Raw genomic sequence first — 12,176 nt, 5'->3', positions numbered from 1 at the left:
CACGCGCGGACTGGTCGCGATGATGGGCGCCATCCCATATCGCTCGACGCGAATCGATTTCACCTCCTGAAGGAGTCTCCGTGTCCACACGTCGCCCCCGTCGGCGCCGAGTCGTGGCCGCCGCGGCAGCGTCGGCATCTGTCGCCTTCGCCGCCGGCTGGTTCGTCATCGGCTCAGCCTCGGCGGGCACGCTGTCCGGCACCCTCTACCGCGACCCCGCCTCGCAGGCCGTCCGCTGGGTCTCCGCGAACCCGAACGACTCGCGCATGCCCGTGATCCGCGACAAGATCGCCAGCCAGTCGCAGGCGCGCTGGATGGCGAACTTCAACCTGTCCACCGTGCAGTCCGACGTGTCCTCGTTCGTGGGCGCGGCCAACGCCGTGAACCAGGTACCGGTGCTGACGACCTACGCAATCCCGAACCGCGACTGCGGCGGGGCGAGCGCCGGCGGCGCCCCCGACCTCAACCAGTACCAGCAGTGGATCTCCGGGTACTCGAAGGGCCTCGGCAGCCGTACCGTCATCGTGATCATGGAAACCGACGCGCTGGCGCTGCAGACGTGCTTGAGCAGCACCGAGGTCCAGCAGCGCGACCAGGCGATCAGCACCGCGGTGCAGACGCTGAAGGCCGGGAACCCCAACGCCAAGGTGTACCTCGACGGCGGCCACTCCGCCTGGAACTCCGCGTCGGACCAGGGATCCCGGCTGGTCGCCGCCGGCGTCCAGTACGCCGACGGGTTCTTCACGAACGTCTCGAACTTCCAGCCGCTGGGCAACGAACTCTCCTACGGCCGGTCGATCATCTCGTACCTGCAGAGCCGCGGCATCAACGGCAAGCACCAGGTCATCGACACCAGCCGCAACGGTGGCGCGGCCGGTGACTGGTGCGCCGACGACAACACTGACCGCCGGATCGGCAACTACCCGACGCTGAACACGGGCGACGCCAACGTCGACGGATACCTGTGGATCAAGCCGCCCGGTGAGGCCGACGGCTGCGCCTACGCAGCCGGCAGCTTCGTGCCCGACCTCGCCTACAGCCTGGCCGCCAGCGCACCGTACCCGCCGACCGGGTCCCCGACCGCCTCGCCGTCGGCCAGCCGCTCCAGTTCCCCGTCGGCTTCGCCGTCGGCGTCCCGCTCGCCGAGCGCGTCGCCGTCGCCGAGCCGCTCGTCCGGCGGTGGCGGCGGTGCGTGCAGCGCGACGTACCAGACCGTCAACTCCTGGCAGGGCGGGTTCCAGGGCAACGTCACCGTCACCGCGGGCGCCTCGCCGATCAGCAACTGGACGGTCACCTGGACGCTGGCGAGCGGCCAGTCGATCACCCAACTCTGGAACGGCACCCTCACCACCAGCGGCTCCGCCGTCACGGTGCGCAACTTGTCGTACAACGGCTCGCTCGGCGCGAGCAGCTCGACGCAGTTCGGCTTCACCGGAACCGGCAACGTCACGACGCCGACGCTGACCTGCACCGCCTCCTGACCGATTGTCCGGGGCCGCGGACCGGAGACGGTCCGCGCCCCGGCCCGCATGATGCCATCGCTGCCGACGTCTCGGGCGGTTACCACGAGCCCGTGACCAGCAGCCATGAGAGTAAAGCCTGATCTTGGTTGGGTTGATGTCGACCGGAGTTGTCGTATCCGAGCCGCGCTGTTCGTAGCTTGGGTGAGAGGCGCCCACGAGGGCGCTGCCACGACCAGAGGAGACTCGACCGATGCCGCACCCACAGGCCAAGGTCCACCGCATGTTCGAGCTCGTCGAGCCAATCGCCGCGGTCACCTTCTCCGAGGTGCCGAACGAGGCGTTCCTGGCCCTCGGCATGCGCAACTACTGGGACGGATACTTCGCGGGCCGGGCCGCGCCGCTGGGACTGGCGCCGGCCGAGGTGGTGCACGCGGTCTTCTACAACTTCGCCGACGGTGAGGTGGCCCGCCACATCCCGTGGGTCTGGGGAAAGACCACCCCGCAGGAGGCGATCGCCGTGCGCGAGCGGGGCAGCGCCACCGCGCTACGGCAGATGATCGGGGAACTCGCCGACTCCCCGGGACTGGTGCGGGCCGCCGACCTCGCTACCCGAGCAGCGCTCAGTGCGCCGACCGAGGGGCGCGTGCTGTACGCCGGGCTCCGGGCGCTCAACGTGCCGCAGGAGCCGGTGGCCAGGCTCTGGCACGCGGCGACGCTGCTGCGGGAGCACCGCGGGGACGGCCACAACGCCGCCCTCCTCGCCCACGGCATCGGCGGCACCGAGGCCCACGTCCTGCTCGCGCTGTCCCTCGGCATGAGGGCGGAGGAGTTCGGCCGGGTCCACCACCTGCCCAAGGCGCAGCTGGCCGCGGTCGTCGACGGGCTGCGCGGCCGCGGCCTCGTGGACGCCGCCGGCGGGTTCACCGACGCCGGCCGGGAAACCAGGCAACGGATCGAGGCCCTCACCGACGAGCTGGCGGCGCCGGCGTACGACGTACTCAGCGCGAACGAACTCGACGAGCTGATCGCAGGGCTCGAGCCGATCGCCGCCGCAGTAGAAGCCGCCGACGACTGAGCGGCTGCATCAGGCGACGGCCACGACCCTCGGCTCGCCACCGAGTTGAGCAGCGCGGGCAGCGGCGACCAGCCGATCGGCGCATCGTTCGGCACCAAACCGTCCAGATTGAGCACTTGCGTCCAGCTCTGCAACCCGCCACGGTAGCCACAGCGAAGGCGCTCTTGGCGACGTTCCACCGAGGCGACGAGGGGTTGCCGGGCGCCCGTACCCTGTCGCCATGCGGGGGCAGAGCACTGGGCGGTTGTGCGCATCGGCGGTCACGGCGGCTCTCGCCGCGCTCCTCGGGCTGGCCGCGTGCACCAGCTCCCCCCGGTCCGACTCGGAACCCGGGCCGGACCGGGCGGCCGCCTCGGCACCGGGGCCGGACCGGACCTCCGCCTCGACACCCCAGCCCGACCAGACGCCCGAGTCGTACGACCACCTGGCCGGCGCATGGAGCTCGACGGTCTACGGCGACAGCCACGTCGAGGTCTCGATACCCAAGGGCTGGCACCTCCACCTCAGGACGCGCTGCACGGGTACCGGCGAGCTCCGCATCGTCATCAGCACCCCGCACCCGTTCAAGATGACCTTGGGATGGCCCTGCGCCGGCCGGTGGGAGTTCTCGGACGCCTGGTTCCCGGCGTGGGGCATTGATGTCGCCGACCAGGACCACGGTCCGTTCACCATCGCCGTCGACCGGCCGGAAACCATCACCGCGTGGGACATCGAGGCCTACGACCTCGGGGAAACCGAGCAGGACCGCCGCAACGCCAGTCCGCGGCCGTCCACGTCCTGACCTTGGGCGCGAAGCCGACGGCGGAGGCCGAGGCTGGTTCAGGCGGTGATGGTGTACGAGTCGCCGTACACCTTCCATGACAGCGGCAACCGCAGGTCGAGGTTGCCGGCGGTGAGGAACACGCGCTGGGCGGTGTCGACGCGGCTCGTGTCGCTGTGCGCCTCCTCGGAGCGCATCGCGGCGACCCGGGCGTCGAGGAACGCGTTGAGGTATGCGGTCTCGTCACCGCCCTGAGCCGGGCTCTTCGCCCTAGCCAGGGCCGCCTTGCGGATGCCGCCGAAGCTGACCGGGTCGCTGCCGGGGCCGTGCATGACGATCGCGTCGAAGTAGGCGAACTGGCCCAGGGCACGCAGGCCGTCGGCCCTGGCCTGGGCGACCGCGGGGTTGAGGTACACCCGGTCCCGCTCGTCGTCCTGGGCCTTGCGGAGCTGCGGGTCGGCCGCGGCGCTCGTCCAGTCGGCGACGAACGCCGCGCCGAGGCCCGTGTGCGAGGCGGTGCCGTTCGCGCTGCGCAGCGCCGGCAGATACTTCGCCAGGACGTTGCCGGGCACGGCCGCGGTGTAGGCCTCGACGACCTCGAGCATGTCGCCGGTGCCGGAGCAGAAACCGATGATGCCGCCGGTGTACCCCCGGCCGTCCCCGATGTCCTCGATGTACTGGTACTGGGCCCGCCAGTCGAGGCTGGAGTTCTCGGCGGAGGACACGAGTTGCATGGCGATGTCGGTGCTGAGATCCGCCCGCGGCACCGGCACCGGCGCCGATTCGGTCCGGTGGCCGAAGACCTCCAGCTCGCCGAGTGCGAGGCCCTTCGCGCTGCGCGGGGTCGCCGTCAGTCGCACGAAACGGGTACTGCCCTGCAGGCCGGCGATGTCGTCGGTCTTGCCGTCGCCGGCGCTGGTGGCGTACAACGGCGCCCAGGTGTTGCCGTCGGCCGAAGTCTCCAGGCGGTACACCTTGGCGAAGGCGGAACCCCAGGACAGCCGGACGCGGCTGACGGTGTTCACGGCCCCGAGGTCGACCCGCAGCCACTGCGTGCCGCGCCCGCTCGTCGTCCACCGCGTCGAGGTCTTCCCGTCCACGGCGCGCACCGCACTTCCCGTTGACGCGGCCACCGCCCGCCCCTTGGACACGACGGCGTCCGCCGCGTAGGCGCCCGGCGCACCGACCGTCACCCCCGCGACCACCGCCACGAACCCTGCCACCGGCCGCCATGCCGCCATGCCGAACCCACCCATCCGTCGGAAACCCGGTCGGCGTGACCATCGGCGCATCCGGACGCGCTCATGATCCCGGCAACCATCCCGCTCCCGCCCCGCGACCGGGTTGGTTGAGGTACGCGAGCACTGCCAGCACCCGCCGGTGACCCTCCTCCGACGTCGGCAGTCCCAGCTTGTTCATGATCGAGCTGACGTGCGCCTCGACCGTGCGGTCGGCGAGCCAGAGCCGGCGAGCGATGCCGATGTTGGTCAGGCCCTCGGCCATGAGGGCCAGCACGTCGCGCTCGCGTTCGGTGAGCGGGGCAAGCAGCCGTTCGCTGCGCTGTCCGCCGACGAGCCGGCGCACCACCTCGGGATCGAGGGCGGAGCCACCGGCGCCGATCCTGCGTATCGCGTCGAGGAAGTCGTCGACGTCGAGGACCCGGTCCTTGAGGAGATAGCCGAACCCGCCGTGCGCGACGAGCTCGACGGAGTGCCGGGTCTCGATGTGCTGGGAGAGCAGCATGATCCCGCAGCGAGGCCGGGTGGTGCGGATCTGCCGCGCCGCGCGGGCGCCGTCGTCGGTACGGTCGGGCGGCATCCGGATGTCGATGATCGCGAGCTCGGGCTCGGTCCGCTCGACCGCTTGCAGCAGGGACGGGGCATCGTGGGCCTTCTCCACCACCTCGTGCCCCGCGTCGACCAGCAGGCGCGCCAGACCCTCGCGAAAGAGCGCGGAATCCTCACCGATCACGATTCGCACGGCAGCACCGCCTCCACCGTGGTACCCCCGGCAACGGGGCTCACGACCCGCAACCGGCCGCCGGCCGCGGCGACCCGGTCGGCGAGACCGCCCAGGCCGGATCCGGGGCGGACGACCGCGCCACCGCAGCCGTCGTCGCACACCCGGACGGTCAGCCGTCCCGCGTCACAGCAGACCGTAACGCCGATCGCGGTGGGCTGGGCGTGCTTGGCGGCATTCGTCGCCGCCTCGGTGACCACGTAGTAGGCCGTCGTCGCCAGGTCGTCGGGGATCGGGTCGTCGGTGCGCAGATCCAACGTCACCGGGATCGGCATCTGGCTCACCATGGCGCCGAGCGCACGGTCCAGCCCGTCGTCGAGACTGCTCGGCCGCAGCCCGTGCGCGATCTGCCGCAGCTCCGCGACGGCGCCGCCGAGCTCGGCCACCGACTGGTCGAGCAGTCCGTCGACGTCGACCGTGCCCTCGTCGAGGTGGCGCTGGGCCAGCCGGAGCCTCATGCCGAGCGCGACGAGCCGTTGCTGGGCGCCGTCGTGGAGGTCGCGCTCGAGCCGGCGCCGCTCCTCGTACCCTGCGGCCAGCAGCCGGGCCCGGCTCGCCTCCACCGCCGCCAGCGCCGAGGCCAGCTCCGCCCGCAGCCGGACGACCTCGACCAGCAGCGAGCTGGCCGATGCCACCTCGCGGAGCAGTTCCCGGCTCGCCCCGCCGCCCGCCGTGACGACGCCGATCTCGTTGCCGCCCAGCCGTACCGGGGCCGACCGCCCGGACGGGGACCGGTCCGGCTCCACCGGACGTCCCGCCGTGTCGAGCATCGCGGCCGATCCGGGCAGCCGGTAGCCGACCCTCAGGCTCGGATCGCGCAGGGCCGTGCGCAGTACGCTCTCCAGCTGCTCGGGCCGGGCGCTGCCCGCGTCGGTCCGCCGGCGCAGGTCCTCGATCGCGGCGATGGCCGCCTCCCGGGCCGGGTAGAGCCGGTGGTCGACGAAGCGCTGCAGACGGTTGCGCATCGGCGCGAGCGCGGCGGCGCAGACCGCGGTCGCGGCCGCGGCGGCCACCGGCGAGCCGCGGCCCGCGCCGAGACCGACCACGAACGACGCCGCCGTGTAGAAGGCCAGCAGCATCGCCGTCGCCAGGGCATAGGTCGCCGTCGCGCTCAGCGCCCGGTCGACGTCGTACAGGTCGTGCTTGAGCAGGGCGATCGTGGTCGACGCCGGGATCGCGAGATAGGTCGCGATCAGTCCGACGAGGCCGAGCTCGGGCCGGCCGAACACCAGATAGCCGGCCCAGCACAGCAGGAGGGTGATCGGGAGGAAGCTCGCCCCGAGCACGAACCACTTGAGCTGAGCGCGCTCGACGGCGCCGCCGGTGCGGCGGTACCGCACGATGATCGACGCGAACGACGCGACGAGCAGGCCGAGGAAGATCGGCAGCAGCCCGAAGGCGAACGTCTCGATGGCGCCCTGGGCCTCGGGGGACGCGCGGAACGCCTTGGGCACGCCCGGATACCGGGGCGCCGGGGTCGGGTCGAAGGCCGCCGCCAGCATGAACAGCACCGGCACCACCAGGAGCCCGGCCACCACCCAGCGCCAGCGCGGTCCAGGCACCCGGCCCTCGGGCACGAGCAGGAACAACAGGGCCGGCGGCACGTACAGCAGCATCCAGGCGCCACGGACGAGGTCGACATACACAGCCGCCAGCGGCAGGCGCGGGTCGACGGCCAGGGCGGCCGGGTACAGGTCACTGACGGCGACCCCGACGAAAGCGGCGCCGGTGCAGACGAGCAGCAGGCCGACCACGTTGCGGGGGCGGCGGGTGGCGACCGTCAGGCCGAGGAGCACGGAGGCGAGTCCCAGCACTTCGCCGACCGCCAGCTCCACCGTGGCGGCCCTGTCCCGGGCGATCGCGGCCAGGTAGATCCCGAACCCGGCCAACGCGAGCACCGCCGCCCCGGCCAGGTACGCGACCAGCCGCTCGCCGTACATCGCCCCACCGTAGCGGCGCCCGGCGGCGGCACGAATACGTGCCAGTACGGAAATCTTCCGGGAGCTGGCACGGATGGCATCCGCGGCCGCGGACCGGACGCTGTGCCCATGAAGCGAACGATCTCCCTCACCGTCGGCCTGGTCCTGTCGGGCCTGCTCGGTCTTCTCGATGTCGTCTCACTGCCGCTCGGCACCGACGGGCCGCCCATGGCGGTGCTCATGATCGGCGCCGTGCTCGGTCTCGGCACCATCGCCGGTGTCGTGCTCGCATGGCCGAACCGATCCCGGGCCGGCGCCGTCACCGTCATCGTCACCCGGCTGCTCTCCGCGCTGACGGCTGTGCCCGCGTTCTTCGTCGCCACGACGCCGGCCGCGGCCAGGGGCGCCGCCGCGGCCGGGATCGTCATCACCCTGCTGTGCGTCGCCCTGGTGGCTCCCGCCCTCCGCTCCCGCCCCGCCGGGGTGCCCTCCTAGGTGGCTGGTGTTAAACGGTGGTTGGCCGGTGCTGCCGGTCGGCCACCGTTGGTCCTTGGGGCTTGGTCTGTCGATGGTGTAACGGGCGGTTCTTGGCGTGGATCCGTTGGCGCGTAGGCGTTTGTGGCGGTCGGCCGGCATCAGTGAGTTGCTGTTGTGGTGTCGGTGGTGGTTCAGGCGGGTTTGAGGGTCCAGCCGCTGCGGGTGGTGTGGGTGAGGCTGAGGGTGGCGAGTCTGGCGAGGTTGGTTGCGGCGGCGAGGAGGTTGAAGTCGGCGGCGGTGCGTAGCAGGCCGCGCATGCGGGCGCGACGTCCGCCGTGGCGGTGGCGCATGAGGTGGGCGATCTTGCGTTCGACCTTGGGGCGGGTCGCGCGGTAATCGGCCTGCCAGTCGGGGTCCTGCTGGCGGGTGCGGGCGGCGGTGAGCCGGGCTTCGTGGTGGCCGATCGTGATGCTGCGGCCGGTTTTGGAGTCCGTGCATCCGGGCTGCAGGGGGCAGGTGGTGCAGGCCCGGCCGAAGTCGGCCCGGCCTGCGTGGCGGCCTTGGCCGCGGGCCGGCCGGATCCGGATGGTGGTGCCGTTGGGGCAGGTCACCGTGTTCGCGTTGAGATCGATGTCGAAGCGGTCTTTCGGGTACTTCCCAGCGGGTGCGCTCGGTGGCTGCACCTTCGTCATCGCGGTGATCGCGGCGGTGTCGAGGTGGTGCAGGACCTCACCGGCGCCGTAGGCGGCATCGCCGTAAACCGCTGCGGTGCCCTCGGCCGGGCTGGTGCCGGCCGGGCTGGTGAGGTCGGTGATGAGGCCGGCGACGGGTTCGGCGTCACCGGTGTTGCCGGGGGTGACCGCGGTCGCGGTGATGACCTCACTGTCGGGGTCGACGGCGATGTGGCCTTTGTAGCCGTCGAAGCCGCGGTGGTTGGTCTTGTGCCCGTGCCGGGCCTGCGGGTCGACGGTGGAGATGACCCGGTCCGGGGCGACCTTCCGAGCGATCCGCAGGGTGCCGTCGGGGCCGGTCTCCAGGTCCTGGCCCAGCACGGTGGCCAGCAGCCGGGTCGCCTCGCCGACCGGCGCCGGCAGGTCCTTGACCCCGTCGAGCGCGGCGAGCAGGGCGTAGCCGTCGCGGGCCCGGGAGTCCACGAGCGCCTCACGGGCGGCCGGGTCGTCCCAGTCGATGACCGGCTTGCCCGCCGCGGCGTACTCGTCGCCGCTGCCCAGCACCGCCCGCAGCCGGCCCGCCAGGCCGTTACCGGCGACGGTGAGCAGCCCGCGGATCGCCGAGCGGATCAGCGTGATCGTGTCCATCGTGGCGACCGCGTCATACAGGGGTGTGGAGTCCAGGACCCGCCGCCGGCCGACCAGACCAGCGGCCCGAGCGGCGGCCAACGCCACCTCGAAGATCCGGTCCGGCTGCCGGGAGCGGCGCAGCCGCTCGCGCATGTCGACCAGCACGGTATGGGCGAACCCGGCCCGGCCGCCGTCCCAGCCACCGACCCCGGCGGCGTAGCGCCACCGGGCGTCGAACGTGAACCGGTCCACCGCCTCGCGGTCGGACAGTCCTTCCAGGCGTTGCAGCACCATCACCGTGGCCACCACCGAGGGCGGTACCGACCGGCGGCCGACCGCGGCGAACAGGTCGGTGAACATGCTGTCCGGAAACAGCGTCTCGCGATGCTCGTGCAGGAACCCGAAGATCGAGTTGCCCGGGAGGGTCTCGCCGCAGAACCGGGTAACCGGGTCCAGCAAATCCAACTGCTGTGACGCCCTGCCTAACGCCATCCCAGCAAACTAGCCGAAATACATCGAAAACGATGGCCGCCACGCCGGTGCCGGCCATCGTTTAACACCAGTCACCTAGACCCGCCACCGGCCCCGGCCGGGCAATCCGATTGGAAGAAGCGTCATGCTCGACACCGCAACACACACGACCACCACCCCCCGCCGCGCGACCGCGCTCGCGGCGGCACTGTTCACCGCGCCGTGGGGATTCGTCGTCGCCAACGCCGCGTACGCCTGGTCCACCCGGGACGGCGGCAGCGACAGCGACGGGGCCGGTGCCCTGGCGCTCGCCGCCGCGCATCCCGGGCCGACCCGGCTCTCCGCCCTGGCGGCGATGGTCGGCAGCCTGCTCATCGTGCCCGCCGTCCTCGGCGTCAAGCGGCTCGCCGGGGATCGCGCCCGCAGGCTCGCCGGCATCGCGGCGGCGCTCACCGCGGGCGGCTACATCTGCTACTTCGGCATCGCCATGAACACCTTCGTCACGCTCGCCATGGCCCGCCACGGCGACTCGACGGCCGGCTTCGCCGCGGTGCTCGACGAGGCCCAGTCCGACCCGTTCGCGCTGTGGGTGTTCCTGCTCTTCGTCCTCGGAAATCTCGTCGGCACGGTGCTGCTGGCCGTGGCCCTGTTCCGCAGCCGTGCCGTGGCCACCTGGGTCGCCCTCGCGCTGGGCGCCTGGGCACCGCTGCACATCGCCGGCCTGGTCGCCGGCACCGAGTGGTTCGAGGTCGCGGGGGCCGTCAGCCAGGCCGTCGCCCTGGCCGCGGTGGGACGTGCGCTGCTGAACGCCCCGGCGCAACACTGACCCGCACCGGCCCTCGGCGGCCTGCGCTTGCGCGGCGGCGCCCGGCAGTGGCGCCGCCCGGCAAGGGCCGCTCGATCTCAGGGTTCCGCGACGTGGATGAGGATCTTGCCGCGTTTGTGCTCGGTCTGCAGCGCCTCGTAGGCGGCGGGCGTGTCGGGCAGCGAGACGACGTGATCCACTGGCGGGGCGAGGCTGTCGGTCCAGGTGGCGCGTACGGCCACGAGCACCTCACCCGCGGCCGGCGCAGGACGCGGCGCCTGCTCGTACACCAGCTGCTCCGGCCCTCCGCGGTGGTGTGCTCGCACCGCACTCATCGTGGACATCTGCGCTCCTCCAGCATCAGGGATTTCTGCATTGCGGCAGTTGGCCCGTCGGCACGTGCGCAACCGTGCCCACGGACCGTCGGTTCAGCGCGCACCGTGGATGAGACCCCGGGGGAACCGGTCCGGCAGGCGTGCTGCTCCCCGGTTCCACCGGCATATCGACGGCGTTGGTGGAACGATGGAAGGCGTGGGAACTGCGAAAACTGCCATGCCTGCTACCTCGCCACTGGCCGGCGAGCCGATCGAGCGCGCCGATGCCGAACGGCTCGCGGGAGTCCTGAAGGCCATCGCCGACCCGGCCCGGCTGCGACTGCTCAGCCTGATTCAGTCCGCTCCGGACGGCGAAGCGTCCGTGAGTGATCTCACCGCGCCGCTCGGCCTCTCCCAGCCGACCGTGAGTCATCACCTTCGGATCCTCACCGAGGCCGGCCTGCTCGAGCGCGAGAAGCGCGGCGTGTGGGCGTACTACCGCCTGGTGCCGTCGGCGATCGCCGCGATAGCCGACCTGTTGACGCCGCCCCGCAAGCGGGGGGCGAAGCGGGCCCGCTGAGCCGGCCCGGCGAGGCGTCAGCCACCGCAGCACCGCGCACGTGCTGCGGTGGGCTACCGGGCGGTGTGCACCCGGGACAGCCCCGTGGTGGCGTACTCGGTCTGCGGCGGCTCGACGGTGGCCGGCGTCGACGCCGACCGCTCCAGGAACCGCAGCAGCTCGACGGGGAACGGCAGCACTACCGTCGAGTTCTTCTCGGCTGCCACCTCGACCACCGTCTCCAGCAACCGCAGCTGCAGCGCCGTCGGTGTCCGCGCCATCGTGTCCGCGGCGTCGGCGAGCTTTCGCGACGCCTGCAGCTCACCGTCCGCGGTGATGATTCTGGCGCGCCGCTCCCGCTCCGCCTCAGCCTGCCGGGACATCGACCGTTTCATCGACTCCGGCAGCGAGACGTCCTTGATCTCCACGCGGTCGATGTGGACGCCCCAATCGATCGCCGGACTGTCGATCATGACCTCGAGACCCTGGTTGAGCCGCTCCCGGTTGGTCAGCAGCTCGTCGAGGTCGCTCTTGCCGATGATCGAACGCAGCGACGTCTGCGCCACCTGGAGGACCGCGAACATGTAATCCTGCACGTTGACGACGGCCCGGATCGAGTCGATGACCCGGAAGTACACCACCGCGTCGACCTTGACGGTCACGTTGTCGCGGGTGATGCCGTCCTGTGCCGGTACCGGCATGGTGACGATCTGCAGGTTCACCTTCTGCAGCCGGTCCAGAATCGGGACGATCATCGTCAGGCCCGGCCCGCGGGTTTCCTCCCGCAGGCGCCCGAACCGGAAGACCAGACCGCGTTCGTACTGTCGAATGATCCGAGCGCTGGCCAACAACCCGGCCACCGCCACCATCAACACGACGATCAGCACCAAAACCATGGCAGTTCGCGCCATCCTTGCATCTCCGCCCAGCTTAACGCGGCGTGACGGCCGCATCACCCGTGGCGCCGGCTGCCATCGCATCCGTGTTTCGCGGCTGCCGGCCCGGGCATGGAT

12 protein-coding genes are annotated in these 12,176 nt (G+C 71.7%); 6 read left to right on the top strand and 6 right to left on the bottom strand.

Features of this window, described 5'->3' with window-relative positions; genetic code table 11:
• The first annotated feature begins 80 nt into the window (after nt 1-80).
• The 3 genes from ACQEVU_RS19275 to ACQEVU_RS19265 all read left to right on the top strand — a co-directional run bounded on the left by ACQEVU_RS19275 (nt 81) and on the right by ACQEVU_RS19265 (nt 3,319).
• A complete protein-coding gene (locus tag ACQEVU_RS19275) occupies nt 81-1,481 on the top strand; it encodes a glycoside hydrolase family 6 protein (RefSeq protein ID WP_433325368.1) in 1,401 nt (466 codons plus the stop codon).
• Between the two features lie 232 nt (nt 1,482-1,713).
• Complete coding sequence (locus tag ACQEVU_RS19270; RefSeq protein ID WP_433325366.1) at nt 1,714-2,538, top strand: SCO6745 family protein; 825 nt, start codon at nt 1,714-1,716, stop codon at nt 2,536-2,538.
• Between the two features lie 220 nt (nt 2,539-2,758).
• Complete coding sequence (locus ACQEVU_RS19265) at nt 2,759-3,319, top strand: hypothetical protein (protein WP_433325364.1); 561 nt, start codon at nt 2,759-2,761, stop codon at nt 3,317-3,319.
• A gap of 38 nt (nt 3,320-3,357) precedes the next feature.
• Here the strand turns inward: ACQEVU_RS19265 and ACQEVU_RS19260 are convergent, their stop codons facing one another.
• The 3 genes from ACQEVU_RS19260 to ACQEVU_RS19250 all read right to left on the bottom strand — a co-directional run bounded on the left by ACQEVU_RS19260 (nt 3,358) and on the right by ACQEVU_RS19250 (nt 7,257).
• Nucleotides 3,358-4,539: a chitosanase gene (locus tag ACQEVU_RS19260; RefSeq protein WP_433325362.1), complete on the bottom strand. Its 1,182-nt coding sequence runs from the start codon at nt 4,537-4,539 to the stop codon at nt 3,358-3,360.
• A 61-nt stretch (nt 4,540-4,600) separates the two neighbouring features.
• Complete coding sequence (locus ACQEVU_RS19255) at nt 4,601-5,278, bottom strand: response regulator transcription factor (RefSeq protein ID WP_433325360.1); 678 nt, start codon at nt 5,276-5,278, stop codon at nt 4,601-4,603.
• Nucleotides 5,266-7,257 carry a histidine kinase gene (locus ACQEVU_RS19250; RefSeq protein WP_433325358.1) on the bottom strand — a complete coding sequence of 664 codons (1,992 nt, stop codon included), beginning with the start codon at nt 7,255-7,257 and terminating at the stop codon, nt 5,266-5,268. Before ACQEVU_RS19250 ends, ACQEVU_RS19255 begins: the two co-directional genes overlap by 13 nt.
• A 108-nt stretch (nt 7,258-7,365) precedes the next feature.
• Between ACQEVU_RS19250 and ACQEVU_RS19245 the strand changes: the two genes are divergently transcribed.
• A complete protein-coding gene (locus tag ACQEVU_RS19245; protein ID WP_433325356.1) occupies nt 7,366-7,731 on the top strand; it encodes a hypothetical protein in 366 nt (121 codons plus the stop codon).
• 173 nt (nt 7,732-7,904) lie between these two features.
• Here ACQEVU_RS19245 and ACQEVU_RS19240 read toward each other — a convergent pair whose 3' ends face one another.
• Nucleotides 7,905-9,473 carry an IS1182 family transposase gene (locus ACQEVU_RS19240; RefSeq protein WP_433325354.1) on the bottom strand — a complete coding sequence of 523 codons (1,569 nt, stop codon included), beginning with the start codon at nt 9,471-9,473 and terminating at the stop codon, nt 7,905-7,907.
• 157 nt (nt 9,474-9,630) lie between these two features.
• Here ACQEVU_RS19240 and ACQEVU_RS19235 point away from each other — a divergent pair, with 157 nt between their 5' ends.
• Nucleotides 9,631-10,311 (top strand): hypothetical protein, encoded by a 681-nt coding sequence (locus ACQEVU_RS19235; RefSeq protein ID WP_433325352.1) that lies wholly within the window; start codon nt 9,631-9,633, stop codon nt 10,309-10,311.
• A gap of 77 nt (nt 10,312-10,388) precedes the next feature.
• Here the strand turns inward: ACQEVU_RS19235 and ACQEVU_RS19230 are convergent, their stop codons facing one another.
• A complete protein-coding gene (locus ACQEVU_RS19230; protein WP_433325350.1) occupies nt 10,389-10,634 on the bottom strand; it encodes a hypothetical protein in 246 nt (81 codons plus the stop codon).
• Between the two features lie 178 nt (nt 10,635-10,812).
• Between ACQEVU_RS19230 and ACQEVU_RS19225 the strand changes: the two genes are divergently transcribed.
• Nucleotides 10,813-11,184, top strand: a complete 372-nt coding sequence (locus tag ACQEVU_RS19225; protein WP_433325348.1) for an ArsR/SmtB family transcription factor — start codon at nt 10,813-10,815, stop codon at nt 11,182-11,184.
• A 53-nt stretch (nt 11,185-11,237) separates the two neighbouring features.
• Here the strand turns inward: ACQEVU_RS19225 and ACQEVU_RS19220 are convergent, their stop codons facing one another.
• Nucleotides 11,238-12,059, bottom strand: coding sequence for a slipin family protein (locus ACQEVU_RS19220; RefSeq protein ID WP_433325346.1), 822 nt, complete (start codon nt 12,057-12,059; stop codon nt 11,238-11,240).
• Between the last annotated feature and the right edge of the window lie 117 nt (nt 12,060-12,176).

Source organism: Dactylosporangium sp. CA-139066 (assembly GCF_050936175.1).
In the GTDB taxonomy this organism is placed as follows: domain Bacteria; phylum Actinomycetota; class Actinomycetes; order Mycobacteriales; family Micromonosporaceae; genus Dactylosporangium.
The sequence above is the reverse complement of the archived record's forward strand: the minus strand, read 5'-3'. Positions and strand labels throughout refer to the sequence as shown.

Coding starts and splice junctions, on each gene's coding strand:
- ACQEVU_RS19265 (WP_433325364.1), top strand. CDS start 2,759: ATGCGGGGGCAGAGCACTGGGCGGTTGTGCGCATCGGCGGTCACGGCG.
- ACQEVU_RS19225 (WP_433325348.1), top strand. CDS start 10,813: ATGGAAGGCGTGGGAACTGCGAAAACTGCCATGCCTGCTACCTCGCCA.
- ACQEVU_RS19260 (WP_433325362.1), bottom strand. CDS start 4,539: ATGGCGGCATGGCGGCCGGTGGCAGGGTTCGTGGCGGTGGTCGCGGGG.
- ACQEVU_RS19270 (WP_433325366.1), top strand. CDS start 1,714: ATGCCGCACCCACAGGCCAAGGTCCACCGCATGTTCGAGCTCGTCGAG.
- ACQEVU_RS19235 (WP_433325352.1), top strand. CDS start 9,631: ATGCTCGACACCGCAACACACACGACCACCACCCCCCGCCGCGCGACC.
- ACQEVU_RS19250 (WP_433325358.1), bottom strand. CDS start 7,257: ATGTACGGCGAGCGGCTGGTCGCGTACCTGGCCGGGGCGGCGGTGCTC.
- ACQEVU_RS19245 (WP_433325356.1), top strand. CDS start 7,366: ATGAAGCGAACGATCTCCCTCACCGTCGGCCTGGTCCTGTCGGGCCTG.
- ACQEVU_RS19230 (WP_433325350.1), bottom strand. CDS start 10,634: ATGTCCACGATGAGTGCGGTGCGAGCACACCACCGCGGAGGGCCGGAG.
- ACQEVU_RS19220 (WP_433325346.1), bottom strand. CDS start 12,059: ATGGTTTTGGTGCTGATCGTCGTGTTGATGGTGGCGGTGGCCGGGTTG.